We start from the raw sequence: 25073 nt of genomic DNA, 5'->3' as shown, positions 1-25073 counted from the left end.
GTCAGAGATCAGCGCGTCGCCTCGGGGTCGCAGCCGTAAAGGACGTCCACCTGCGCCCCGGCGTCGGCCTGGACCGTCTGGCACGCGTCCGGACACAGCTTGATCGTGTCGCTCTCGATGTAGAAAGAGCCCGCCTCGCAGGCGTCCACGCCGGCCACCTGCTTGAACGATCGCGCCTCGCTCCCGTCGCCGGGCGTGTACTGCACGACCACGGTCGCGAGGTCGATGATCTCCCCGGGCGGCGAATCCGGCACCTCGAACTCGCAGTCGACCACCGCGCCGGTGATGACGCCCTCCGCGATCGCCTGGAACACCACGTCATAGGAGCTCGTCTCGCAGAGCGGGAACCGCAGCCCGCCGGACCGCCTGCTGAGCGCCTGGTAGCCGGTGCCGGGCGCGACCGCCGTGCCGCACGTGCCAAGGACGGTGTCGCCCTCCGGCGGGTACGCGTCCGTCGCGGGGGAGTTCTCGCTGAGCCCGACGATGCTGTGGAAGATGTAGTTGGGCGCGCTCGCGTCGCCGAAGACCCGCGGCTCCAGGCCGAGCAGCATCTCCTCGACGCGCGCGGCGACGTCCTCCCCGGCCTCCGCGGTGTTGCGATCATCGAGGTAGACGTTGCGCTCGAGGTGGCTTGTCTGGCAGCCCACGTTGTCGTCGGTGATCACGACGAACACCTTGAGCGAGTCGGCGCGCGTCCACTCCGACCAGCCGAGGGGCGCGGCGCCGTACTCGTCGACCACGCCGCCGCTGTAGCTGGCGAGCATGTTGCAGATCGCGTTGTGGCTCCGGTTCTCGTAGCTGTAATGATAGAAGGTGGGCGGGTTGTTCCCGGGCTGCTCGGGGATGGGGTCGCAGCTCGCCGCGCTGAGGGGGGCGCCGATGCACACAGAGTCTCCGACGTTCGGGTCGCCGTGCTGGGCGAGCATGATGACGCGGTAGTCGATGCCGCTCGCGGCGATGATCGCGGCGAAGCTGTCATTGATGTTGTTCTGTACGCTGATGATCTCGTTCGCCATGCTCTCCGAGTTGTCGATCATGAAGATGATGTCGACCGGCCGCTTGGTGAGCGTCGCCTCGGCGACCGTGGCGACACACGCCGTGTCCGGCGTGACCGGTGGAGCGCCTCCGCTGCCGCCTCCGTAGCTCAGCCCGCCGGCCTCACCGCTGCCGCCGCCATCTGCGCCGTCGCCGCCGCCGGCGCCGCTTCCGGCGGTCGCCCCGTCATCGCCGCCGTCGCCGCCGCCGCCGACTCCGTCACCTCCACCGACGCTCCCGCCGGCCGCCGCCCCGGCGTCGCCGTTCGACCCGGAGCTGCTGGAACAGCCTGCCGCGCCGGCCATGGCCAAGAGACCGAGCCCAAGAAGCGGAATCAACAGGGTAGACCTGGAGAGCATCACATGAACCTCGAGCGCTAGGGCGCAAGAGCGCGCCATACTAGAATGCACGAACACGACACGATGTCGTGAGTGAATTTTTGAATCGCATGCAATTTTTTCTTTCGACGGCTGTCGCGCGACGTGTCGTGAGACGTGCGCTCATGGCCGTTGTCCTCCCTTCGCCAGCGAGCCTCGAAGGGATGCGGTCCGGGGCGTGACTCCGCTTCACCCGTGTACGCGCACGGGCGACGCGAGGCGGGGTGCGCGAGCCCACATGGATTGAGGAGCCGAGGAAGCGAGGAGCGCGCGGCGCGGCCGGCCGGGCCAGGGGACCTCTGGCGCGGGGGGCGGGCGCCGCGCGGAGAGGGGGCGTCGCGGCGGGCTCCTCGGAGCTTCCGCGGCCGCTCGATGGTCTCTGCACAATGCGCCCCTAGGATGCAGGATATGAGCGTACGTCATGGCTTTCCCCCCATCGGCATCGATGCGATCGCCCTCAGCGTCCCCCGCCGCTTCGTCGAGCTCGGCGAGCTCGCCGAGGTCCGGGGCGTCCCGCCGTCCAAGTACCTGACCGGCCTGGGCACCCGCCGGATGGCGATCGCGGCGCCCGATGAGGATCCGATCACCCTCGCGGCCAACGCGGCCCGCCGCCTGTTCCAGCGCTCGGGCGCGAGCCCTTCGGACATCGGGCTCTGCGTCGTGGGCACCGAGACCGCCGTGGATCACTCGAAGCCGGCGGCCTCCTTCGTCCACGGCCTGCTCGGGCTGCCGAGCGCGTGCCGGGTCTTCGAGGCGAAGCACGCCTGCTTCGGCGGGACCGCGGGGCTGCTCAACGCGGTGGACTGGATCGCGTCCGGCTCGGCGCGGGGGCGCGCCGCGCTCGTCGTGTGCTCGGATGTTGCGCGCTACGCGCTGGGCTCCGCGGGCGAGCCGACGCAGGGCGCCGGCGCGGTGGCGCTGCTCGTGCGCGAGCGCCCGCGCCTCCTGGAGATCGAGGTCGGCCGGACCGGCTCGTACGCGCGCGACGTCTACGACTTCTGGCGGCCGCTCCACCACAAGGAGGCGCTCGTGGACGGCCACTTCTCGGTGCAGTGCTACCTCGACGCCCTGGCCGGCGCGTACGAGGAGTGGCGCCGCCTGGGCGGGGACGGCGAGCCGCTCGCGCGCACCTGCTACCACGTCCCCTACGGCAAGATGGCCCGCAAGGCCCACCGGCATCGGCGGATGATGGACGGGCTGAGCGAGGAGGCCGCGGACGAGAGCTTCGCCGTCGAGGTGGAGCCGTCGCTCGATCTGCCGGCGCGGATCGGCAACATCTACACGGGATCGCTCTACCTCGCGCTGGCGTCGCTGCTCAACGCGGAGGCCCGCGCCCTGGAGGGGCGGCGCATCGGGCTGTTCAGCTACGGGTCAGGCTGCTGCGCAGAGTTCTTCGCGGGCAGGATCGGGCCGGAAGCCGGGGCGTTCGCGGCGCAGCTCGAGATCGAGGCCCCGCTGGGAGACTGCCGCCGCGCCTCCGTGGCCGAGTACGAGGAGCTGCGCAGGAACGACGAGGCCGCCGACCGGCGGCCGGCGCCGGAGAAGGCGGAGCGCGGCGGCGCGAGCCTGAACAGCCGCGCCGTGTATCTCGGGCTCGATTCGAGCGAGCGGCGGGTCTACGCGAACGAGTGAGCGGCAGGGCCGGCAACCCGACCCAGGTTGAGGCAGGGGGGCAACTTCACCCAGGTTGGGCCGGCAACCCGACCCAGGTTGAGGCAGGGCAACCTCACCCGGGTTGGGCCTGCGGCACCAACCCGACCCAGGTTGAGGCCGGGCAGGGCACCAACCCGACCCAGGTTGAGGCCGGGCAGGGCACCAACCCGACCCAGGTTGAGGCCGGGCAGGGCAACCTCACCCAGGTTGGGCCTGCGGGGCCTGCGCCTCACCCAGGTTGAGGAACTCCCCCCGGCCGCCCGCCGCGACGAGCACGCGGACCATGCCGTCAGGAGCCGATCTTTCCAGCTCGTCTGCCATCTCCTCCGTGACAGGTGCCAGCGACCTCAGAAGCTCCGCCAGCGCCGAGCGCGCCAGCACGCCGGCCAGCACCGGCGTGCGCTCGCCGGTGCTCAGGGCTCTGCGGAGCACCCGCTCGGGATCGAGCGCCCTGTTGCGCTGCTGCAGGCCGAGCGCGATCAGGTACCCGGTCGGCTCGCGCAAGCTGAGCACGTAGGCGGCGAGCGAGGCGCCCGCGCCCTCGCGCGCCGCCTCGCGCAGCAGGCGCGCCAGCGCCGGACGGTATGCTGCGAGCAATTCGGCCCGCTCGTCATGCTCGGTCATGCTCGCCCTGCCCTTTCGCGACGATGGCGATCGTCATGAGAACGCGCGTCGGCGACATGCCCGTCTCGCTGACGACGAGACGGACGGCCTCACCGCGAGCGCACGCCCTCCGGAACTCCTCGAGGATGTGCAGCAGCTGCTGCACCGTGAAAAATGCCGCGATCCGCGCCTCGTCGCGCGGCCTGCGCCGGGAGACCGGCGGCAGCCCTCCGCGCGACAAGGCGCGGCGGAGCGCCCGCAGGGCGCTGAACTCCGGCGCGTTCAACGGATTTTCCGTCGATCCATATGTCGGGACCATGTACCTCCAGCGAGGGCCCCTGCCCTCACTGTTCCTTGTTCCGGCCACCCCGCCGCGCGTGTCACGGAATCAACCGAGACCGCGCCCTTCCGGACCGGAGCGACGAGGCAGGGCGAAGAAGACCACCCCCCGACGCCTGAGCCCCCCGGCCGCTCCTCCCCCTCGCCGCCGAGACGGTACGGCAGAGCTCGCCCGTGCGAAGGCCCCCCCGGGCCCCGGGCGCGTGGCCGGAGCGACCCGCGGCCCCCTCAGCCGGCGGCGCGCGCGCCCCGCCCCGCGCGCGCCGCCGTGGGCACCGCGCGGCCGGCCAGCGAGAGCAGCGCGTGGAGCCCTCCCGACACGAGAAACCCGACGAACCACGCATACGCGTAGATCGAGCGCAGCACCTCCGGCACCGCGTCCTTCATCGAGGGGACGGCCTCGGCCAGGAACCCGGGCAGGTTGATGAGCACGCCGACCGCGAGCGCCGCCATGGCCCGCCAGTTCACCCCGGCCTGGAACTCGTACGCGCCGCCGCGCCGGTACAGGTCGTCGACCTCGAGCCGCATCTTCCGGAGCAGGAAGTAGTCGGCGATCAGGATCCCGCCGATCGGCCCGAGGAGCGCGGAGTAGCCGACGAGCCACGTGAAGATGTACCCCTTCGACGACTCGATGAGCTTCCACGGCAGGATCGCCGCCCCGAGGATCGCCGTGATCACGCCGCCCGCCCGCGCGGAGATGCGGCGGGGGGCGAGGTTGGAGAAGTCGTTGGCCGGCGACACGACGTTGGCCGCCAGGTTCGTCGACAGCGTGGCGACCGACAGGCCCAGCATCGCGAGGACCATGACGAAGGCGCCGCCGATCCGCGCGACCAGCTTCACCGGATCCCAGAGGAGCTCCCCGAAGATCACCGGCGTGGCCGACGTGACCGCGACGCCGATGAACGAGAGCAGCACCATGGTCGCCGGCAGCCCGAGCGCCTGCCCCACGGCCTGATCGCGCTGGGTGCGCGCGTACCGCGTGAAATCCGGGATGTTCAGCGAGAGCGTCGCCCAGAACCCGACCATCGCCGTGAGGCCCGGCGCGAAGACGGAGAGAAACTGCCCCTCGGGGATCCTGGACGGCTGCGACAGCATCGGGCCGAACCCGCCCGCGCGCGCGTACGCCCACCCGAGCAGCACGAGGCCCATCACGAGGAGGAACGGCGCCGCCCAGCTCTCGAGGAACTTGATCGACTCCGTGCCCTTCAGGATGAAATGGAGGTTGATCGCCCAGAACACGGCGAACCCGAGGAGCTCCCCCGGGTGGATGCCGATCGCCCCCTGGAACGCCGCCGAGGTGAGCGGCGCCTCCACCGAGGGCGCGAGCGCGACGAGGAGCTGCCAGAGCGCCTGCCCGCCGAGCCACGTCTGGATGCCGAACCACCCGCAGGCGACCAACGCGCGCAGCACCGCGGGCACGTTCGCGCCCATCACGCCGAACGACGCGCGCGCGAGCACCGGAAACGGGATGCCGTACCGGGTCCCCGCGTGGGCGTTCAAGATCATCGGGACGAGCACGATGAGGTTGCCGAGCGCCACGCACGCGAGCGCCTGCTGCCAGCTCATCCCCTGATCGATCAGCCCGGAGGCCATCGTGTACGTCGGGATGCAGACGGCCATCCCGACCCAGAGCGCCGCGAAGTGCCACAGCTTCCAGGTGCGCGCCGCCTCCGGCGTGGGCGCGAGATCCTCGTTCGTCAGCGACATCGATGCTCCTCCCTGCCCCTCCGCCGGCGCGTGCGCGTGCGCGGTCGTCAGGCTCCAGGCCGGCGGGTGAGGAGCCCTGGATCACGAGCTCCGTGCGCGGGCGGTCGTCTCCAGACCGCCGGGCACGAAGTCTGTCCCCTTCTGGACACGGTCGTTCCACGTCTCGGGCGGCTTGCCCGAGGGCACCTCCTTCATCGTGATGCACCCGGACACCGGGCACACCAGCGCGCACAGGTTGCAGCCGATGCACTCCTCCTCGTCCACGAACGGGACGCGCGACGGCGGCGCCACCCCGCTCGGGTTCGCCGTCACGACGCGATCCGGGATGGCCCTCGGGAAGCGCGTGTGGCCCGCCGCGCGCGCCTCCTCCTCCGTCCTCCCGGGCAGGTGGATGCACTGGTGCGCTCCATCCATGCACGCGACGTGACAGAGCTGGCAGCCGATGCACTTCTCGGCGCTGATCTCGGCGACCACGCGGTAGGAGAGATCGAGCTCGCCCCACTCCCTGAGCTGCGGGACAGCCCGGCCGCGGAGCTCGCTCACCGAGCGCATCCCGTGATCGTCGAGCCAGTCGCTCAGCCCCTCGATCATCTCCTCGACGATGCGGTAGCCGCGGTGCATCACCGCGGTGCACACCTGCACGCTGGTCGCGCCGAGCGCGATGAACTCCGCGGCGTCGCGGGAGCTCGCGATGCCGCCGATGCCCGAGAGCGGCAGCCGGCCGATCTCGGGGTGGCGCGCGAGCTGGCCCAGGAGGTGGAGCGCGATCGGCTTGACCGCAGGCCCGCAGTAGCCGCCGTTGGTCGACGCGTCGCCGACGCGCGGCAGCGGGACCATCCGCTCCAGGTCGACGCCCATCACCGACTTGATGGTGTTGATCAGCGAGATGCCGTGCGCCCCGGCGCGGAGCGCGGCCTCGCCCGGCGCGACGATGTCGCCGACGTTGGGCGTGAGCTTCACGATGACCGGCGTCGTCGCGAGCTCGACCGCCCAGCGCGCGATCTCCTCGAGGACCGCCGGCTCGTTGCCGACGGCCGAGCCCATGCCGCGCTCGCACATGCCGTGGGGGCAGCCGAAGTTGAGCTCGAGCCCGTCGGCGCCCGTGTCCTCGGCCTTGCGGATGATCTCCCGCCACTCGTCCCGCGTCTCGACCATCAGCGAGGCGATGAGCGCGTGGCCCGGGTACCGCCGCTTGACCTCGCGCATCTCCCGCAGGTTCACGTCGAGCGGCCGGTCGGTGATGAGCTCGACGTTGTTGAGCCCCATGAGCCGCATGTTGCCGTGATCGATGCCGCCGAAGCGGCTCGACACGTTGACGATGGGGTTTCCGAGCGTCTTCCAGACGGCGCCGCCCCAGCCCGCGTCGAACGCCCGCCGGACCTGATCTCCGGTGTTGGTCGGCGGCGCCGACGCGAGCCAGAACGGGTTGGGGCTCTTGATCCCGGCGAAGTCGATAGACAGGTCGGCCATCGCTCAGCTCCCTCGCGGCGGCGGGCCCGGCGCCCTGCCGCCCGCCTGCCGCGTCAGCGCCTCGTGCATCGCGCGCGCGGCGATCTTCGCCTCGGCCACCGCGTTGACGACCTCCATGCCGCCGTTCACGCAGTCGCCGCCGCTGTAGACCCTGGGGTTCCCCGTGCGGTGCGTCGCGGGATCGACGAGGACGCGCCCCCGCTCGTCGAGCGCCACGCCGTCGAAGGCGAGCGCCACCCGCGTCGCCCGGCTCTGCCCGATCGCGACCGCGACGAGGTCCGCCGGCAAGAGCTCCTCCACGGCGGGCGCGGGGCCGCCCGGCGCCGGCCCACCGGGTCCGCCCGGCGCCGGCCCGCCCGGTCCGGCGTCCGTGGCCGCGATCCGCAGCCCGACGACCCGCCCGGCCTCGCGCACCACCTCGACCGGCGCCCGGTTCTCGATGAGCCGCGCGCCCGCGATCCGCGCGCCCTCGAGCTCGTGCGCGTAGCCCGACATCTCGGCCTCCGAGCGGCGGTACACGATCGCCACGTCGATCCCGAGCGCCGCGAGCTCGTGGGCGACGTCGAGCGCCGTGTTGCCGCCGCCCACGACGACCGCGCGCCGCACGCCCGCGAGATCGAGCCGCGGATCGGCCTTGAGCCGCTCGATGAGCGCCGTCGCGCCCACCACGCCCTCGCCGTCCTCCCCGGGGATGCCGAGGCGCGCGTCGCCGCCCAGGCCGAGCCCCAGGAACACCGCGTCGTACCCCTCGAGCAGCTCCCGCGCCGAGATCTCCCCCGGCGCGGCCGCCTGCTCCACGACCGCGACGCCGGCGCGGAGCTCGATGTCCCCGAGCGACAGCACCCACTCGATCTCGCGGAGCGCCTCGCGCCCCTTCATCTTGTACGGCGCGATCCCGAGCGTGTTCAGGCCGCCGGGGATCGACCTCCGCTCGAAGATCACGGCGCTGTGCCCCTCGAGGGCGAGGTAGCCCGCCGCGGCGACCGACGCGGGCCCCGCGCCGACGAGCGCGACGCGCCTGCCCGTGGGCGGCCTCGCCCGGAGGAGCCCCGGATCGCGCGAGAGCGCGGCCTCGACCGCGTGGCGCTGGAGGCGGCCGATCGCGATCGGCTCGCGCCCCCACGCGTTGTAGACGCAGTCGCCCGCGCAGAGCACCTCCACGGGGCAGGCCTGCCCGCACGACTTGCCGAGCAGGTTGGCCGTGAGGATGGTGCGCGCGGCGCCCTTCACGCTGCCCGTCGCGATCTTCCGGATGAAGCTCGGGATGTCGATGGCGGTCGGGCACGCCCTTACGCAGGGGGCGTCGACGCAGTAGAGGCACCGGTTCGCCTCGGCGACCGCCTCGGCCTCGGTGTAAAGCGGGTCCTTGTCCTCGAATCGCTCCTCGATCCGCCCGGGCGGGAGGATCGAGGAGAGGGATGGCGCGCGGGTCATTGGTCGTGCTCCCGGGGCAGCGGTCTCGGCTACGCGGCCCGGGAGCCCGGGGCCGGAGCGAGCCGGCGCGGCAGGTACCGCCCCGCGCCGCGCTCCACGTCGAGCTTGCCGTCCTTGCACTGGACCCTGCCGTTCACGATGACGTGCGACGGCCTCCCCTTCACCTCGAACCCCTCGAAGATGCTCCGGTCGCACCGGTGGTGGTGGGTCTTCGCCGAGAGGGTGCTCGTCCCCGCCGGGTCGAAGACCACGAGATCGGCGTCGCCGCCGGGCACGATCGACCCCTTGCGCGGGTACAGCCCGAAGATCTTGGCCGGCTGCGTGGCGAAGAGATCGACGAAGCGGTGGACGTCGATCCGCCCCTCGAGCACCCCGTAGGTCCAGAGCAGGGCGAGCCGGTGCTCGATGCCGGCGGCGCCGTTCGGGATCCTCGAGAAGTCGTCCTTGCCCATGTCCTTCTGGCCCGCCTGGTTGAACGGGCAGTGGTCGGTCGCCACCGTCTGGATGAGCCCCGAGGCGAGCGCCGCCCACAGCGCGTCCTGGTGCCCCTTCGGCCGGATGGGCGGGCTCATCACGTACGCCGCGCCCTCGAAGCCCGGCTTCTCGTAGACCGAGTCGTCGAGCAACAGGTACTGCGGGCACGTCTCGGCCAGGACCACCTGGCCCCGGCCCCGGGCCTCGGCGACCGCGGCGAGCGCCTCCTTGCAGGTGAGGTGGACGATGTAGATGGGCTCGCCGATCACCCGGGCGAGCATGATCGCGCGCCCCGTCGCCTCGCCCTCGATCGGCGGCGGGCGGCTCAGGGCGTGGTACCGCGGGTGGGTCTTGCCCTCCCGGAGGAGCTTCTTCTGGAGCGCGACGACCGCATCGCCGTGCTCGGCGTGCACGGTCACGAGCGCGCCCAGGCCCCGCGCGGCCTCCATCACCTGGATGAGCTCCGGATCGTCCACGCCGATGGCCCCGCGGTAGGCCATGAACGTCTTGAACGACGGGATGCCGTGCTCGCGCGTGCAGGCGGCCATCTCGGCGAGCGTCCTGTCGCCGAACCAGGTGACCGCCATGTGAAAGGCGTAATCGGAGACCGCCTTCCTGGCCTTTTCGTTCCACATCGCGAGCCCGTCGAGCAGGAGCTGCCCGCGGCCCGGGATCACGAAATCGATGATGGTCGTCGTGCCCCCGGCGACGCCCGCCGCGGTCCCGGTCTCGAAGTCGTCGGAGCTCTCCGTGCCCATGAACGGGAGCTCCATGTGCACGTGCGCGTCGACCCCGCCGGGGAAGACGAGCTGCCCCGAGGCGTCGATCACCGTGTCCCCCGCCCGCTCCTTCTCGAGCCCCGCGCCGACGGCGGCGATCTTCCCGCCCTCGCAGTAGACGTCGCCGAGGAACCGATCGCTCGCCGTGATGATCTCGCCGTTCTTGATCAGGATGCCCATACGCTCGCCATCCTTTCGCCGCGGCCTGGGCCGGTCAGGGGTGCTGCTTCGTGAGATCTCCGTAGCTCTCGGGCCGCCGGTCGCGGAAGAACTGCCATGTCCGGCGGACCTCCTCGATCAGGTCGAGGTCCATCTCGGCGACCACGAGCTCGTCCCCGTCCTCGCTGCCCGTCGCGAGGAAGTTGCCCCGCGGATCGCAGAAGTAGCTCGTGCCGTAGAACTTGCCGATGTTCCACGGCGCCTCCGTGCCGACCCGGTTCGAGGCGGCGATGAAGTAGCCGTTGGCCACCGCGTGCGCGGGCTGCTCGAGCTTCCAGAGGTACTGGGAGAGCCCGGCCACGGTGGCCGAGGGATTCCACACGATCTCGGCGCCGTTCAGTCCGAGCAGCCGCGCCCCCTCCGGGAAATGGCGGTCATAACAGATGTAAACGCCGATCCGCGCATACCGCGTCTGGAACGTGGGGAATCCGAGGTTCCCCGGCTTGAAGAAGAACTTCTCCCAGAACCCGCTCGTGTGCGGGATATGGGTCTTCCGGTACTTGCCGAGGTAGGTGCCGTCGGCGTCGAGGACGGCCGCCGTGTTGTAATAGACGCCGGCCATCTCCCGCTCGTAGATCGGGATGATCATCGCCATCTCGTACTTCCTGGCGTAGGCCGCGAGCCGCTCGACCGTCGGCCCCGGGACCGGCTCGGCGAGATCGCACCACCGCGCGTCCTGGGAAGGGCAGAAGTACGGCGCGTTGAAGACCTCCTGGAGGCAGAGGATCTGCACCCCCTTCTTCCCCGCCTCGTCGATGAACGGGAGGTGCTTGTCGAACATCGCGTCCCGGATGGCCGCGACGGAGGCGCCCTCGTCGTTGATCGGGTTCGAGCACTGGATCAGCCCGCCAAGTACATTGCGTGCCATCAGAACCACCTCGTGATGACGATCTTGCGCTCCGTGTAGAAATCGATGGCCGTCGGGCCATGCGCCTTCAGGTCGCCGAAGAAGCTGCCCTTCTGGCCGCCGAAGGGGAAGAAGGCCATGGGCGCCGCGACGCCGATGTTCACGCCGACCATGCCGGCGCCGACGCGGCGCTGGAACTCGCGCGCGGCGCGGCCGCTCGAGGTGAAGATCGAGGCCGCGTTGCCGTACTCGCTCCGGTTCGCGAGCGCGATCGCCTCGTCGAGGTCCCGCGCGCGCACCAGGCAGGCGACCGGGCCGAAGATCTCCTCGGTCGCGATCACCATCCCCGGCTTCACGTCGTCGAAGACCGTGGGCCCCACCCAGTTGCCGTCCGGATACCCCTCGACCCTCGCGCCCCGGCCGTCGAGAAGGAGCTTCGCCCCCTCGGCCACGCCCCGGTCGATGTACGAGACCACCCGATCGCGGTGCGCCGCCGAGATCACGGGGCCCATGGTCACCCCCGGCCTGGCCCCGTCCCCCAGCACGACCGCCCTGGCCCGCTCGAGGAGCCCCTCGCGCACCGCCTCGTACGTCTCGCCGACGCACACGACGACGCTGCCGGCGAGGCAGCGCTGGCCGGAGCAGCCGTAGATGGATTCGGCGATGGCGGCGATCGATCTCGACGGCTCGGCGTCCGGCATGACGACGAGGAAGTTCTTCGCCCCGCCGAGCGCCTGGACCCGCTTGCCCGCCTCCGCGGCGCTCCTGTACACGTGGCGAGCGACCGCCGACGAGCCGACGAACGAGACGCCGGCGATGCCCTCGTGCGCGCAGAAGGCGTTCACGACCTCCCGGCCGCCGTGCACCAGGTTGACGACCCCGGGCGGCAGCCCGGCCTGGTCGATGAGCTCGAAGATGCGCTGCTGCGAGAGCGGGACCTGCTCCGACGGCTTGAGGACGAACGTGTTCCCCGTCGCGATCGCGTACGGCAGGAACCAGAGCGGGACCATCGGAGGGAAGTTGAACGGCGTGATCGCCGCGAAGACGCCGAGCGGCTGACGGACCGTGTGGCAGTCGATCCCGGACGCGACGTCCTCGAGGCCCTGCCCCATCAGCAGGGCCGGGATGCCGGCCGCGTGCTCGACGTTCTCGATGCCGCGCCCGAAGTCGTTCCTCGCCTCGGCCAGGGTCTTGCCGTGCTCGGCCGTGCAGATGGCCGCGATCTCGTCACGGTGCGCGTCGAATACCTCGCGGAGCCTGAAGAGGTGGCGCGCCCGCTGCACCGGCGGCGTCGCGCTCCAGCCGGGATACGCCGCCTGCGCGGCCTTCACCGCCGCGTCGACGTCCGCCGCGGTCGAGAGGGGGACCTTCGCGAGACATTCCCCGGTGGCCGGGTTCTTCACGTCGAGGAGCGTCGTCCCCGAGGATCGAGACCAGGCGCCACCGATGAAGTTTTCCAGCACGCGCATTGCGAAACGAACCTCCCCGGGCGGGTCGTCCCATGGACTCGTGCAGACAGCCAGGGCGGAGGCCCTGAACGCCTTGCACTACAACCCACCGATCGAGCGCTACATGGGGTTGGGGCCATCCGTCAAGTCTCGGTGAGATGCGGCACGCATTGCAGCCGCCGGACGGCGCTCCTCCCGGTCCCATTTCGTAGTAGTATAACCCACACAGAGCGTGTTGAAGCTCCAGGCAAGTGCCCAGCAGCAAGTCATGAAATCCTTTGGAAAGAACTCGGGTACGCCCTGGGCATGTCGTGAAAACGTGAGCAGCAGCGCATTCGGGCGACGTCATCGGCGGCGCCCCGCATCGAACCGGCCCGACGCCACCCGAGCCCGCCTGGGCGCGCTGCCCGGAGCCGCGGCTCGCGGCCGCGCCGCGCGCGCGGCGCTCGGGGCCAACGCCGCATCGAGCATCGCCCCCGGGCCGTCGATCCCGCATTCAAACCGTCCCAGGCGCAATCCAGTGCACTCGGGCACCCGGGGTCAGGTGCTTGACAACCGGCTGTGTCCGGGAGACGCGCGCGCGCTCTGGCGGCTCGGCGACACGAGGACGTAAGATCGAGGTGCGCCCGGTGAAGCGATGATCCTACCCACCATGCTGTTCGACACGACGGAGCACCTGCTCATCGCCGTCCACGGGAGGGAACCGCCGAGCGACGACGAATGGGAGGCGTATATGCGGACGGTCTTCGATCGGCCCGCCACCTGCTCCAAGACGCTGGTCGTGACCGCCGGAGGGGGGCCCAACGCGAAGCAGCGCGCCGCCATCAACGAATTCGTGAGCAAGAATACGCTCACGGTGGCCATCTGCACCGACGCGCTGCTCGTGCGGCAGATCGGGATTGCGCTCAGCTGGTTCAACCCGAGGGTGAGGTCGTTCCGGGGCAACGACATCGCGGCCGCGCTGCGTTATCTCGACGTGACCGGGCCTGAAGCGGCCCTCGTGCATCACAAGGTTGCCAAGATGAGGCTGGAGATGGAAGGTCGGGCGCCTCGGGCGACGCGCTGACCGGGGGGTCGCTCACGGGATCCCGGCGCCGCCTGGGCTCTCGACGCCAAACACAGGAGAGACGGGAACACCGCAATGGGCATGACCGGCTGGCAAGGGCTCCTCATCGAGAACCGGCAGCGCCACGCGCCAGGGGCCGAGTGGCGGCCTCGCTTCTTCCGGCCGACGAGCGAGGCGGACGCCGGGGAGCTCGGGCGCTTGCTCCGGGGTGACGCGCGCCTCCAGGTCTTCGACACGATCGACCGGCAGCTCGCGGATCTCGTGAGGACCCGGCACCCCAGCCGGACCCTGCGCGACGACGAGATCGCGCGGCTCGTGGAGGAGCACCTCGCGGGCGTCCCCCGGGAGGCGTACGGGGTCTGGGTTCATTACCCCTGGTCGCACCGCCTGGTGCACCTGCTCGATCGGGAGGAGTTCATCGAGCTCAGGACCAACCGCAACCGGTACAAGATCACCGGCGAGGAGCAGGAGCGGCTCGCCGGGCGGCGGGTCGGCGTGATCGGGCTCTCCGTGGGCCAGTCCGTGGCGCTGACCATGGCGCTCGAGCGGAGCGCCGGCGAGCTGCGCATCGCGGACTTCGATCACCTCGAGCTCTCGAACATGAACCGGATCCGGACCGGCGTGCACAACCTCGACGTGCCCAAGGTGTACGCCACCGCGCGCGAGATCGCCGAGCTCGACCCGTTCCTCGAGGTGAGGTGTTTCCCCGACGGGGTCACGGCGGACAGCATGGATCGCTTCCTGCTCGAGGGGGGCAAGCTCGATCTCGTGGTGGACGAGTGCGACAGCCTCGATATCAAGCTCCTGATCCGCCATCGCGCGCGCGCCCACCGCATCCCGGTCCTGATGGACACGAGCGACCGGGGGCTCATCGACGTCGAGCGCTTCGACCTGGAGGGGGATCGGCCGATCCTCCACGGGCTCGTCGGCGATCTCAGCCCGGACCTCATCCGCGGCCTGTCGACCGAGGACAAGGTGCCTTACGTGATGCGGATCATCGGACAGGACACGATGTCGGTCCGGTTCCGCGCGACGCTGCTCGAGGTGCAGCAGACGGTGAGCACGTGGTCGCAGCTCGGCTCGGCGGTGGTGCACGGCGGGGCGGCGGCGGCGGACACGGCGCGCCGGATCCTCGCGGGGGAGCCGGTGCCCTCGGGGCGGTACTACGTGGACCTGGAGCAGATCATCGGCGGGGCGCAGCGCGGGCAGCAGGAGGGCGCGCCCGCGCCGGCCGCGCAGGGGGCGCCCGCGCCGGCCGGGACCGAGGGGCGGGGCCGGGCGTTCGAGCCGGGGTCGCTCGCGGGCGTCGCCGGGGACGCGGGGGCCGTCGAGCTCGACCGGGGGCGGCTGGAGCGGCTCGTCGGCGCGGGGATCGCGGCGCCCTCGGGCGGCAACTGTCAACCGTGGCGCTGGGTCTACGAGGCGCGGCGCCTCGGCCTGTTCCACGACCGCGCGCGCTCCGAGTCGCTCGCCGATTTCCGGGGGGCGGGCGGCGTGGTCGCGCTCGGCGCGGCCGCGGAGAACGTCGTCCTCGCCGCGCATCGCGAGGGGCTCGGCGTGCGCGTCTCGCCCTTCCCGCGCGCCGGCGACGAGGACCTCGCGGCGGTGCTCGAGTTCTTCGAGGCGCCGGTGAGCGGCGTGGAGGGGCACGCGATGGACGGCCTCGTGGGCGCCATCGGGCAGCGGCACACGAACCGGCGCGTGAGCCGGCGGGCGGAGCTCGCGGAGGAGCAAGCGGCGGCCCTGCTCGCCGCGGTCCGGTCGATCCCCGGGGCGGATCTCCAGCTGATCCGGTCGGCCGCGGCGCTCCGGGAGATCGGGGCTCTCCTAGGCGCCGCCGATCGGCTCCGGCTGCTCTCGGAGCGCATGCACGCCGACCTGATGAAGGAGATCCGCTGGACCGAGGCGGAGGCGGAGGCGCGCCGGGACGGCCTGTTCATCGGCTCGCTCGAGCTCTCGCCGACCGATCGCGCGGGGTACGACGTCTGCCGGGACTATCGCGTGCTGGAGCTCGTGCGGTCCTGGGGCGGCGGCAAGGCGCTGGAGAAGCAGGCGAACAAGGCGATCTCCGGCGCGATGGCGGTCGCGCTGATCACCATGCCTCGCGCGGGGCTCGAGGACTATTTCCAGGGCGGGAGGGCGATGGAGCGGGCGTGGCTCACGGCGACGCAGCTCGGGATCGCGGTCTACCCGATGGCGACGCTGCCGTACATGTTCGCGCGGCTGATCCGCGGCCACGGCGAGGGGATGGAACCGGAGACGGTGGTGGCGGCGAGGGCGCTCCGGGAGCGGTATGTCCGCCTGTTCGACGTCACCGACGCCACGGCGGAGATCCTGCTCTTCCGTCTGTCTCTCGCGGACCCGGCGTCGACGCGCTCGCTCCGGCGCCCCCTCGAGGACGTGCTCCTCGTGCGCTGATCACGAGCTCGGCAGGCCTGGAGGGGTGTTCGTGGGGCGGACCGAGGCTCGTGGGGTAGAGGTCAACGAATCGGTAGGCCCCCGGGGAGGGTGTTCGTGGGGCGGCGTGGGGGACGGACCGATGTCTGAACCTGATTTGACGTTCTCTCTCCGGCGCGCGCAGCGCGTCGGAGAGAGAACGTCCCAGGTGAGTTCGGTGGGGCCCCCACGCCGCCCCACGAACACCCTCCCCGGGGGCCGGGCAGCTCTGGACAACGCCCTCTCCCTCTCTCTCCCTCTCCCGCAACCTCAACCGTCTACACGCGATCCCCGTTCTGGAGCCATGACCGCGCAGTCGCCTCGTCCTTGAAGATCCGGAGCCACTTCGTGGCCCCCGCCTCCCGGGCGATCCGGTTGGCCTGCAGCGCGGCGACATCGCTCTGGACCACCTCGGCCACACGGACCACGCCCATGTCCGCGCAGGCCGAATCGATCTCTCGCAAGAGCTCCGTCGCCTCCTCGGACGCGATGGAAAAGCCGCGCAGATCCACGAAGATCCGGATCTTGCGACCGTACAGCGAGCCGAGGGCCTTCCTGTACTCGGCGGCATACGCATACGCCTCCTCGGCGCGCACGACGCCGATCAACGCCACCTCGACGACGGCGTTGATCTTATCGATCTTGATACGGTACATGTCTCCCCCCTTCCGGGAGCTCGGGGCGACGGACGACCACGGTCTGTGACTCCTGAGCCAGCCCTATCGATGCGGCTTTGGCAAGGTGAGCTTGTAGACGTGCTCCACGAACTCGGGGACGAGCTCCATGGCGATGATCCACAACCTCCCCTCCCCCAGATCGTTCACGGTCGCCCGACCGGTGTGGGTGAGCTGCCCGCGCTCGCCAAAGTAGATGAACGACGTGCGGTGGTGCCGGTGGAACCAGCCGCACGCCGCGTCGAGCAGCGGGCGGAACGCGGCCTCACCCCCCGGGCGCATCGGCACGAGGCGGACCGAGTCGAGCAGGCGGAACAGGTTGGTGCCGAGCTCGCCGAGCTCGAGCACCGCGGCCGCGATGGGCTCGCCGCCTCGCCGCGCGACGAGGAGCGCGCGCTCCCGCTCCAGGCCCGCCGCGCGCCAGCGCTCGATGCACGGCCCGAGCGCGAACCGGCCCGGCACGAGGTCGAGCGCCTCCGTGTACAGCCGCGGCGACGTGACGCGGAGCTGCTCGAGCATCTCCGCTTGCTCCAGCGCCGTCGCCTCGCCGATCTGAAGCGCCGTCGCCTCGCCGATCCCGGGGAGCCCCTCCGCCCCGCCGCGCTCCCCGGGCGGCGGGTCCGGCACGTCCACGCCCATCAGCCGGAACGGCAGCGCCGCGGCGAGCCCCGTCGCCTCGTGCGTGCGCGCGAACTCGAAGAACGACCGCTCGTTCCACGACACGCGCGCCTCGGCATAGACCATCATCCACCGGCACTCCGGGTCGGCCTGGGCGTGCTCGCAGCAGCGCGTGAAGATGTCGCGGAGCACCTGCCGGGAGCTCAGCGTCGACGCGCTCTTCGGCCGCTTCGCGAGCTGGTGGAACATCCACGTGCTGTGGTACGGCTTCATGAGCGAGAAATTGCCCTCGATGCCGTGCTCGGACAGGCAGGCCACGTTGTACAGGAGGTGCGGCACCGCCGCCGCCTTCTGCGCCATCGTCAGGAAGCTCGGCCTGATGGCGTCGAAGTGCTCCGGCCGCCGGCCGGAGAGGTTGAAATAGCCAGACGACGCGAACAGATCCCAGAGCTCCGCCTGCCAGGCCGTCCCCCCGTAGGTGGTCGCGTGCAGGATGCGGGACACGAGCCGGAGCCAGCGCCGCTCGTCCTCGCGCCGCGCGGCCGTCACGTGCACGCTGCAGAGCTGGGTGAGCTCGCCCCCGGCCGCGGACACCGACCGCACCTCGCCTTGCAGGTGCACCACCCCGTCGTCGCCGTCCGGGAGCTCCAGCGAGAGCTTGAGCCTCGGCTGGAGCGGCGGCTGCCCCTCCCTGAGCGCGAGCCGCAGGCTCGAGAAGGACACGTCGACCACCTCCGCCTCGACCGGCGGGAGGTGCAGCCAGAGCGGGTGCAGGAAGCGCGCGGTGAGCTCGGCCTCGACGCCGCGCTGGTGCAGGCTCTGACGGACGCGCTCGACCGTCGCCGGCAGCCCGGAGACCACCTCGCCCGGGCGCACCTGCTCCGCCCGGATGCTGAACCGAAAGACGGAGTTGTGTCCCGCGATCTCGACCGCGGCCGCCTCGCTCCAGCCCTCGATGCCGCACCACCGGACCGTCCCGGCCCCCACCTCGCTGAGCAGCACGCAGAGGGGCGGCGCGCTCTCGGCGGCGCGGCGCACGACGCCCTTCTTGCGCAAGAGGACGCTCAGGATGTTGCGCACCCGCCGCGGGTCGTCGATGATCTCGTGCACCGGCGCGGCCTCCGCGGCAGCCTGCCTGAAGAGGCTCGCCGCCGCCGCCTTCGCGGCGCCGGCCTCGACGAGGACCCGCAGCACGTCGCGGATCTGCCCGCGCGCGCGGGGGGGCACGTCCTGGAAGGACAGGCCGACGAGCGGCCCTCGCAGGCCCATCGACTGCAACATCAACAGGGCGGGCAGCGGACCGACCTCGGCGCCGCGCCAGTACAGGCGCGCCTTGACGACGCTGCCGAAGGGAAACGACGTCCGGTAATCGGGCTCGATCCAGGCGCCCATCACGCCGAGGAGGGCGATCGGGTAGCTGGACTCGAACCCTTCGATCCGCACCCACGCGGCGTCTGCCTCGAGCCAGCACGCCTCGGGCGCCTCGGACAGCTGCGGGCGCTCGAGGAGAGTCCGCCCCAGCGCCAGCCCGTCGGCGCCGCCGCGGTACGCCCAGCTCTCCGCCTCCCCCAATCCCACCTTCGGGACCTCTGTCACGTGGCTCTCCCCCCCGGTAAGAGAACACCTGTCCTCGGTGAGGCACAGCCCCCGACACCGCTCTTGCCGTACGGACACGCGCCCGCGAGCTCGCCAACACCCCTCAAGAGCTCACCCGGATGCCAGCACGGAGGCAGATCCACTTGACACTTCTTACTTCCCTACCATCTCTACAGGAAGCTGACATCCCCGGTCAAGCGCCCGGCATGTCGCGAGGGGCGCGCGCGGGCTCCACGCCGCTGAACACCGGAGCAATGCCCGGGCGCCTGGACGTCGAAGCGCGTCGGGCGCGTCAGCCGCGTCGAGCTCGTCAAGCAGCGCCGAGGCCGCCACCTCGGCGAGCCGGGATCCGGCGCGGCTCGCCATGCTACAACGGGCCACCTCGATGCTCGACCTGAGCCCATTTCTCCACGCGGACGGATGGATCACCCTGGCGACGCTGAGCGCGCTGGAGATCGTCCTCGGAATCGACAACATCGTCTTCCTCTCGATCATGACGGCGAAGCTGCCGGGGCCCCAGCAGCCGCTCGCGCGCCGCATCGGCCTCCTGCTCGCGCTCGGCATGCGGCTGCTCCTCCTGCTCGCGATCTCGTGGGTGATGGAGCTCAAGGCGACCCTGTTCACCCTGCTCGGACACGCGTTCAGCGGGCGTGACCTCATCCTGCTCGCCGGCGGCATGTTCCTGATCGGCAAGGCGACCCACGAGATGTTCGACAAGCTCGAGGTCGCCGAGAGCAAGGACGACAAGGCGCCGGCCAGGGCGTCCTTCGGCACGGTCATCGCTCAGATCGTGGTGCTCGACATCGTCTTTTCGCTCGACTCGGTCATCACCGCGGTGGGCATGGCGCAGCACATCTCGATCATGATGGTCGCCATGTTCATCGCGGTGGGCGTGATGCTCGTCTTCGCCGGGCGCATCGGCGCGTTCATCCACCGCCATCCGAGCATGAAGATCCTCGCGCTGAGCTTCCTCCTCCTGATCGGCGTGGTGCTCGTGGCCGACGGCATGGGGCAGCACATCAGCAAGGGCTACATCTACTTCGCCATGGCCTTCTCGCTCGGCGTCGAGCTCATCAACATGCGCCTCAAGCTGCGCCAGCAGCCGGTCCAGCTCCACTCGAGGCTGGGCAGCTCGCCGGACCTCCTCGAGCAGGGCGAGCAGCCTCAGCCGAAAGGCTGAGGCGGGTCGGCGGAGCGCGCTCGGCCGGCCGCCGAGGGGACAGCGCCGCCCGCCGCTGGACCGACCACCGGGAGAGCCTGTAAACAATTCGCACAGACGGGACGTCCGAGGGTCGACGGAGGCGGCGGCCGGTCCCAGAAGTGACACCGGGGTTCTCCACCGAGGTGAGCGTGAGCGAGGAGCACGGGGACGCGGACAAAGGAAGGCGGCGGCGGGTCGTCATCATCGATGACGACGACGCGATCGTCGAGACGCTGGAAGAGGTGCTGGAGGCGGAGGGATACGACGTCGAGGGCTACACCGATCCGCTCGAGGCGCTGGAGCAGCTACGCTCCCAGGCGCCGCCGGACGTCATCGTCCTCGACTGCGTGATGCCGTTCATGGACGGGCCGCGCCTCATGGAGACGCTCACGGCGGAGGGCAGCACGGTGCCGGTCGTGCTCGTCACCGCGCTCAGCGATCCCGGCTTCTGCATCGACCCGAACCACCCGAGCGCGACGCGGGTCATCAACAAGCCGTTCGACCTGGAGCAGCTCCTCGAGACGCTCGACGACCTCGCCAGCGCGCCGGCGGTGAGCGATCCGGGCTCGATGCGGCGCGCGCGCGCCGCGTCGACGCAGCAGACCTGAAGGGCGCCGCGCGCGCCGGCCGCGCGCGGCCCCGGCCCGCCGCGCGGGCGCGCCGGCGGGGCCGGGGCGAGGCGGCGGCTCAGCGCTGGGAGAGCGTCGCGGCGAGCCCGTGGACGGCGTCGGCGCCCGCGGGGACGGTGAGGCTCGACCCCTTGAAGTCGTCGCCGATCGGCTCGTAGGAGCCGTCGAGGCACTGCGCGAGGAAGATCTCCGCGATCGCGTTGAACGACGTGCGGTTCTCCGGGCGGTTGAAGCCGTGGCCCTCGTCCGGATAGAGCACGTAGGTGACCGGGATCCCCTTGCTCTGCATCGCCTTGACGATCTGGTCGCTCTCGGCCTGCTTGACGCGCGGGTCGTTGGCGCCCTGGCCGATGAGCAGGGGCCGCTTGATGTGCTCGACGCGGGTGAGCGGCGAGCGGGAGCGCAGGAGCTCCTTGCCGTCCTCGGTGCGAGGGTCGCCGACCCGCTGGGCGAAGAGCTCGAGCATCGGCGCCCAGTACGGCGGGATCGACTCGAGCAGGGTCACGAGGTTGGACGGGCCGACGATGTCGACGCCGCAGGCGAAGGCCTCGGGCGTGAAGGTGAGGCCGACGAGCGTCGCGTAGCCGCCGTAGCTGCCGCCCATGATCGCCACGCGGTCCTTGTCGGCGATGCCCTGCGCCACCGACCAGCCGACCGCGTCGAGCAGGTCGTCGTGCATCTTGCCGGCCCACTCGCGGTCGCCCGCGTTGATGAACCTCTTCCCGAAGCCCGTCGAGCCCCTGTAGTTGACGCTCAGCACGGCGTAGCCGCGATTCGCGAGCCACTGGTGCATCGGGTTCAGGCCCCAGGTGTCGCGCGCCCACGGGCCGCCGTGCACGAAGAGCACCATCGAGAGCGGCCTCTCCGGCTTGCCGTCGCCGTCGGGGTCGGCGGCGCGCGGCAGCGACAGGTAGCTCACGAGCTCGAGGCCGTCGCGCGCCTTGATGACCACGGGGTGCATCTTCACGAGCGGCACCGACTCGAGCGCCTTCTGGTTCGTGAAGAGGAACTTCGCCTGCTTCTTGTCTCGATCGTAGAGGTAGTACCGGACGGGGCCGTCGGAGACGACGTAGGCGACCGTCCAGCGCCGGTCGTCGAGCGAGCGGCTCAGGATCTCGAGATCGCCCTCGGCGACCGCGCGGAGGGCGTCGAGGTCCGGCTGCAGTCCCTTGTCGAGCACCTGCCAGCGCTGGCGCTCGTACGCGGAGGTGATCGCCTGGACCTTGCCCGTCCTCGGGTGGGTGATCGCGTCATCGACGTCGGCCTTCGGGTCCTCGGCGAGCAGCGACGGCTTCGCGGTCCGCGGGTCGAGGGCGACGAGCGCGGAGGTGTCGCGGCCGCGGCTGTCCTGGAAGTAGAGGGTCGTGCCGGCCGTGTCGAAGCCGATCGCCCCGCTCGTGGCGCTGTCCTCCGGCCCGAACGCGACGAACGGCCTCGGCGCCTTGCCCGTGATGTCGAGGTACTCCTGGCCGCCGTCCGGCGTCATGCGCATCGCGAGCCGCGCCTTGAAGTCGTCGTCGGCGACGAACCCCGCGAACCCGTCGTTCTGCCGCACGAGCTTGCGCTCGCCGGTGCGGACGTTGACGCGGTAGAGGTCGTGGTACCGCTTGTCCCGATCGTTGATGCCGATCAGGATCTCGTTCGGGATCTTCGGGCTCACCCCCACGACGTTCGCGGCGATGCCGTCGTACGGCGTGAGGTCCTTGATGTCGCCGGTCTTGAGGTCGACGGCGTAGATGTGCCAGTTCTCGTCGCCGCCCTTGTCCTGGCGATAGAGGACGTGCTCGTTCGTGTAGGGGAACAGGAAGAAGCGCACGCCGCGGCTCTTCTCCTGGGTGACCGGCCTGGCCGACGCGGGGTCGTCGACCGGGCCGACCCACACGTTGAGCACGCCCTCGGAGGGGGCGAGGAACCCGAGCCGCTTGCCGTCGGGGCTGACCCGTGGGCTCGCGCGATCGGGGTTGCCGAACAGCACGCCGCGCGGCGCGAGCGTCGCGTCGGCCCGCGGCGCGGGCTTCGCCGGCGCGGCGGGCGCGGCCGCGGCGGGCGCGGAGGCCGGCGGCGGCGCCGCGGAGGGCGGCGGCGCCGGGGCCTGCGCCGGGGCGCCGCCGCACGCGACCGGCACGAGCAGCGGCAGCAGGAACAGCGATCGGATCTTCTGGGGGAGGTTCATGGATTCACCCGAGAGGCGGAGTCGCCGGCGGGGAACCCGCACGCGGCCCTCTCCGCGCATCCCGCGTCATACCCAGATCGCGCGGGCCGGTCCATGCCGGGCGCGAGGGCCGCGCGCGCCGGGGGCGGGCTTCGATGCACGCCCGCCGGCCTCCGCCCGATGCGCGAGGGCCGGGGGCGGGCTCTCCCGCCCGGCGAGGGCGTGCGCCGTCGCCGGGCGGCATGGGGGGACCGATCGCGTCAGGCGGCCCGCTGCGGCGTCGTGGAGGGCTGAGCGCGGGCGTCCAGCGCGAGCTTGCTCGACAGCCATTTGCGGACGAGCGCGAGGTGGATCATCTCGTGCTGCTCGGCGATGCGGAACTCGGCCGCCATCTCGTCCTGGCCGTAGGCGACGGCCAGGTCGATCAGCATCCGCCAGCTGTCGTTGTCCGCGAGCTCGGCGACGAGCAAGGACTCCAGGCTCTGCCCGAGGTTGATCCTGGGCTCGACGGCCACCGACAGGAGGCCGCTCGACGCCAGGCCGATCACGTCGGCCCCGGGCGTCTGCGCGGTCGGATCGGCGCCGAGCCGCTCCATCGCGCGGCACACCATGGCGAAGTGCCGGGTCTCGTCGTCGCGGATCGCCTCGAGCTCCGCGCGGGTCGGGCCGCCCTCGAAGCCGCCCTCGGCGTCGAGCTTGGCGATGATCGCCTCGTAGAGGCGCGTGCCCGACCGCTCGAACGCGAGGCGCTCGCCGAGCTTGTCGACGAGGAGCGCGGGCCGCTTGCCCTGGATGAGCTCGCCGGCGGCCTTGGCCATCCCCTTGAGGCTCGCCGGCGGCGGCACGCTGCCGATCGTGCCCGACCCCCGCGCGTACTCGATCCTGACGGCGGCGGCGTCGGCCTCGCTCCCGGGGGAGCTCGGCGGCACCGCCTGCGCGAACTCGACGAGCTTCTTGCTGTCGAGGGGGGAGGTCGCGATGCCCGTCGTGTTGGTTCCCATCGTGATCTGCTTCATGGCGTCGCCTCCTTCTGTCCGACGATCTGCGCGGCGCGCCGCGAGAGCTCGGTCCCCGGCGTGTACTGGTAGCCCGCGGCGACCAGCTCGGAGGGAGAGCCCGCCGAGTTCAACCGCTTCCTGTACTCGAGGGTCGCGGCGGACTCCGGGACGACGTTCGGATCCACGATCTGATCGCCGACCGCGCGGAGGTGCACCTCCCTGGAGAGCACATCGCGGACGAACTGGCGATGGCTCGTGTGAGAGACCGGATCCGGGAGCGAGGCCGGCAGGATCTCGGCCGCGTCCCGCTTCTCGAGCCGGTTGAAATGCTCGATCGCCACGTGGAGCTGCCCGAGCTCGTAATCGAGGAATCGCTCCCAGAGCTGCTTGACGCGAGGGTTCTGCTCCTGCTGGAGGCAGCTCCAGTAGTTGTAGACCTCGTTGGCCTCGTGCAGCACCCACTTCTCCAGCCAGGTCTCCTCGGGGTCGATCAGCGCCTCGTACTGGGTGACGTGCTGCTCCTCGATCGAGTCGATCTCGGCGTAGAGCAGCCGCGCCACCGGATCGGCGAAGAACGGCCCCACGTTGGCGTAGTAGTTGTGCGTCTGCTGCTCGGCCGACATGATCGTGAGCGCGTTGAGCTTCGTGATCACGCTCGCCTTGCGGCGATCGTACGGCGCGCGCACGTCGTCCACGGGGGCGCGGTGCTCGACGAGGGTGGGCCGCCCCGGCGTGACATCGGTGTACGATTGAAGGATGTTGTTGGCGTCCTTGCCCTCCAGGCGGTCCAGGAGCGCCGAGTAGCGATAGAGGTGATCGTAGTCCTCGAGCATGCCGAAGCGATAGACCTGCGCGAGGTACGGGTCCGGCTCGGACAGCGCCGCGTGCGCGGTGATCTCGATCGCGACCTGCTCGTAACCGATGGTGGTCTCGAGCGGCGACTGGTCCGGCGGGTTGAGCCAGTTCACCGCCGTGATCTGGTGGTGATCGACGCGGCGCACCTCGGCGAGCACGCGCCGCAGATCCCGGTTCATCCGCGCGAAGCTGTGCAGGAACCGCACGCTCTCCATCTCGATCCCGTTCATCAGGATGACGCGCACCCGGGTGAACGCGTCATCATCGAGCTTGCTGAATGGAACGTCGACGAGCTCACGCCAGTTGAACGACTGGCGTTCGAGCGGTATCCCCCGCTCTTTCAGGATATCAAGAGCCATGTTGCCCCCCTCCTCGCGCGTCGTGCGTCGTGCGTCGTGCGTTCGAAGACGACCGCTGTGCACGGTACCTGAGGCCGCCCCCACCGCAGCGCAAGCGCGACGGC

19 protein-coding genes are annotated in these 25073 nt (G+C 71.1%); 5 read left to right on the top strand and 14 right to left on the bottom strand.

What is annotated here, in order from left to right:
• Positions 1-8: 8 nt before the first annotated feature.
• Entirely contained in the window at positions 9-1394 is a 1386-nt protein-coding gene (locus WMF31_RS08575) for a hypothetical protein (protein WP_436601467.1), read from the bottom strand.
• 426 nt (positions 1395-1820) lie between these two features.
• Between WMF31_RS08575 and WMF31_RS08570 the strand changes: the two genes are divergently transcribed.
• A complete protein-coding gene (locus WMF31_RS08570; RefSeq protein WP_436601466.1) occupies positions 1821-3044 on the top strand; it encodes a hydroxymethylglutaryl-CoA synthase family protein in 1224 nt (407 codons plus the stop codon).
• A gap of 219 nt (positions 3045-3263) precedes the next feature.
• On the opposite strand, the gene WMF31_RS08565 is transcribed toward WMF31_RS08570, so the two are convergent.
• The 8 genes from WMF31_RS08565 to WMF31_RS08530 form a co-directional block, all read right to left on the bottom strand.
• Entirely contained in the window at positions 3264-3689 is a 426-nt protein-coding gene (locus WMF31_RS08565; RefSeq protein WP_436601465.1) for a hypothetical protein, read from the bottom strand.
• A complete protein-coding gene (locus WMF31_RS08560; RefSeq protein WP_436601464.1) occupies positions 3676-3954 on the bottom strand; it encodes a hypothetical protein in 279 nt (92 codons plus the stop codon). Before WMF31_RS08560 ends, WMF31_RS08565 begins: the two co-directional genes overlap by 14 nt.
• A gap of 281 nt (positions 3955-4235) precedes the next feature.
• Entirely contained in the window at positions 4236-5714 is a 1479-nt protein-coding gene (locus WMF31_RS08555) for an NCS1 family nucleobase:cation symporter-1 (RefSeq protein ID WP_436601463.1), read from the bottom strand.
• 81 nt (positions 5715-5795) lie between these two features.
• Positions 5796-7184: an NAD-dependent dihydropyrimidine dehydrogenase subunit PreA gene (preA, locus tag WMF31_RS08550; protein WP_436601462.1), complete on the bottom strand. Its 1389-nt coding sequence runs from the start codon at positions 7182-7184 to the stop codon at positions 5796-5798.
• A 3-nt stretch (positions 7185-7187) separates the two neighbouring features.
• Positions 7188-8618, bottom strand: coding sequence for an FAD-dependent oxidoreductase (locus tag WMF31_RS08545; protein ID WP_436601461.1), 1431 nt, complete (start codon positions 8616-8618; stop codon positions 7188-7190).
• Positions 8619-8647: 29 nt separating this feature from the next.
• On the bottom strand, positions 8648-10051 hold the full coding sequence (hydA, locus tag WMF31_RS08540) for a dihydropyrimidinase (RefSeq protein WP_436601460.1): 1404 nt from the start codon (positions 10049-10051) through the stop codon (positions 8648-8650).
• Between the two features lie 34 nt (positions 10052-10085).
• Positions 10086-10958, bottom strand: coding sequence for a nitrilase-related carbon-nitrogen hydrolase (locus WMF31_RS08535; RefSeq protein ID WP_436601459.1), 873 nt, complete (start codon positions 10956-10958; stop codon positions 10086-10088).
• Positions 10958-12406 (bottom strand): CoA-acylating methylmalonate-semialdehyde dehydrogenase, encoded by a 1449-nt coding sequence (locus tag WMF31_RS08530; protein WP_436601458.1) that lies wholly within the window; start codon positions 12404-12406, stop codon positions 10958-10960. Before WMF31_RS08530 ends, WMF31_RS08535 begins: the two co-directional genes overlap by 1 nt.
• 616 nt (positions 12407-13022) lie before the next feature.
• Here WMF31_RS08530 and WMF31_RS08525 point away from each other — a divergent pair.
• Together WMF31_RS08525 and WMF31_RS08520 are read left to right on the top strand one after the other, a co-directional pair.
• Complete coding sequence (locus WMF31_RS08525) at positions 13023-13451, top strand: hypothetical protein (protein ID WP_436601457.1); 429 nt, start codon at positions 13023-13025, stop codon at positions 13449-13451.
• Between the two features lie 81 nt (positions 13452-13532).
• The gene (locus tag WMF31_RS08520) at positions 13533-15869 is read left to right on the top strand and encodes an Rv1355c family protein (RefSeq protein WP_436601456.1); all 2337 of its coding nucleotides are present in this window, start codon (positions 13533-13535) and stop codon (positions 15867-15869) included.
• A 296-nt stretch (positions 15870-16165) separates the two neighbouring features.
• On the opposite strand, the gene WMF31_RS08515 is transcribed toward WMF31_RS08520, so the two are convergent.
• Positions 16166-16543, bottom strand: coding sequence for an STAS/SEC14 domain-containing protein (locus WMF31_RS08515; RefSeq protein ID WP_129352016.1), 378 nt, complete (start codon positions 16541-16543; stop codon positions 16166-16168).
• Positions 16544-16606: 63 nt separating this feature from the next.
• Positions 16607-18775, bottom strand: a complete 2169-nt coding sequence (locus WMF31_RS08510; RefSeq protein ID WP_436601455.1) for a hypothetical protein — start codon at positions 18773-18775, stop codon at positions 16607-16609.
• Between the two features lie 385 nt (positions 18776-19160).
• On the opposite strand from WMF31_RS08510, the gene WMF31_RS08505 reads away from it, so the two are divergent.
• Positions 19161-19955 carry a TerC family protein gene (locus WMF31_RS08505; RefSeq protein ID WP_436606533.1) on the top strand — a complete coding sequence of 265 codons (795 nt, stop codon included), beginning with the start codon at positions 19161-19163 and terminating at the stop codon, positions 19953-19955.
• Positions 19956-20125: 170 nt separating this feature from the next.
• Positions 20126-20584: a response regulator gene (locus tag WMF31_RS08500; RefSeq protein WP_242515322.1), complete on the top strand. Its 459-nt coding sequence runs from the start codon at positions 20126-20128 to the stop codon at positions 20582-20584.
• Positions 20585-20663: 79 nt separating this feature from the next.
• On the opposite strand, the gene WMF31_RS08495 is transcribed toward WMF31_RS08500, so the two are convergent.
• The 3 genes from WMF31_RS08495 to WMF31_RS08485 all read right to left on the bottom strand — a co-directional run bounded on the left by WMF31_RS08495 (position 20664) and on the right by WMF31_RS08485 (position 24969).
• Positions 20664-22778, bottom strand: a complete 2115-nt coding sequence (locus tag WMF31_RS08495) for a S9 family peptidase (protein ID WP_436601454.1) — start codon at positions 22776-22778, stop codon at positions 20664-20666.
• A 239-nt stretch (positions 22779-23017) separates the two neighbouring features.
• The gene (locus WMF31_RS08490; protein WP_436601453.1) at positions 23018-23773 is read right to left on the bottom strand and encodes a ferritin-like domain-containing protein; all 756 of its coding nucleotides are present in this window, start codon (positions 23771-23773) and stop codon (positions 23018-23020) included.
• On the bottom strand, positions 23770-24969 hold the full coding sequence (locus WMF31_RS08485) for a hypothetical protein (RefSeq protein ID WP_436601452.1): 1200 nt from the start codon (positions 24967-24969) through the stop codon (positions 23770-23772). The genes WMF31_RS08490 and WMF31_RS08485 overlap by 4 nt, the downstream gene beginning before the upstream one ends.
• Positions 24970-25073 lie beyond the last annotated feature (104 nt).

Source organism: Sorangium sp. So ce1036, assembly GCF_051369805.1.
Taxonomy (GTDB): domain Bacteria; phylum Myxococcota_A; class Polyangia; order Polyangiales; family Polyangiaceae; genus Sorangium; species Sorangium cellulosum_F.
The sequence above is the reverse complement of the archived record's forward strand: the minus strand, read 5'-3'. Positions and strand labels throughout refer to the sequence as shown.

Bases quoted from the DNA above. Each gene is read 5' to 3' on its own strand.
- WMF31_RS08575 (WP_436601467.1), bottom strand. From the start codon at position 1,394: ATGCTCTCCAGGTCTACCCTGTTGATTCCGCTTCTTGGGCTCGGTCTC.
- WMF31_RS08570 (WP_436601466.1), top strand. From the start codon at position 1,821: ATGAGCGTACGTCATGGCTTTCCCCCCATCGGCATCGATGCGATCGCC.
- WMF31_RS08565 (WP_436601465.1), bottom strand. From the start codon at position 3,689: ATGACCGAGCATGACGAGCGGGCCGAATTGCTCGCAGCATACCGTCCG.
- WMF31_RS08555 (WP_436601463.1), bottom strand. From the start codon at position 5,714: ATGTCGCTGACGAACGAGGATCTCGCGCCCACGCCGGAGGCGGCGCGC.
- preA (WP_436601462.1), bottom strand. From the start codon at position 7,184: ATGGCCGACCTGTCTATCGACTTCGCCGGGATCAAGAGCCCCAACCCG.
- WMF31_RS08545 (WP_436601461.1), bottom strand. From the start codon at position 8,618: ATGACCCGCGCGCCATCCCTCTCCTCGATCCTCCCGCCCGGGCGGATC.
- hydA (WP_436601460.1), bottom strand. From the start codon at position 10,051: ATGGGCATCCTGATCAAGAACGGCGAGATCATCACGGCGAGCGATCGG.
- WMF31_RS08535 (WP_436601459.1), bottom strand. From the start codon at position 10,958: ATGGCACGCAATGTACTTGGCGGGCTGATCCAGTGCTCGAACCCGATC.
- WMF31_RS08530 (WP_436601458.1), bottom strand. From the start codon at position 12,406: ATGCGCGTGCTGGAAAACTTCATCGGTGGCGCCTGGTCTCGATCCTCG.
- WMF31_RS08525 (WP_436601457.1), top strand. From the start codon at position 13,023: ATGATCCTACCCACCATGCTGTTCGACACGACGGAGCACCTGCTCATC.
- WMF31_RS08520 (WP_436601456.1), top strand. From the start codon at position 13,533: ATGACCGGCTGGCAAGGGCTCCTCATCGAGAACCGGCAGCGCCACGCG.
- WMF31_RS08515 (WP_129352016.1), bottom strand. From the start codon at position 16,543: ATGTACCGTATCAAGATCGATAAGATCAACGCCGTCGTCGAGGTGGCG.
- WMF31_RS08505 (WP_436606533.1), top strand. From the start codon at position 19,161: ATGCTCGACCTGAGCCCATTTCTCCACGCGGACGGATGGATCACCCTG.
- WMF31_RS08495 (WP_436601454.1), bottom strand. From the start codon at position 22,778: ATGAACCTCCCCCAGAAGATCCGATCGCTGTTCCTGCTGCCGCTGCTC.
- WMF31_RS08490 (WP_436601453.1), bottom strand. From the start codon at position 23,773: ATGAAGCAGATCACGATGGGAACCAACACGACGGGCATCGCGACCTCC.
- WMF31_RS08485 (WP_436601452.1), bottom strand. From the start codon at position 24,969: ATGGCTCTTGATATCCTGAAAGAGCGGGGGATACCGCTCGAACGCCAG.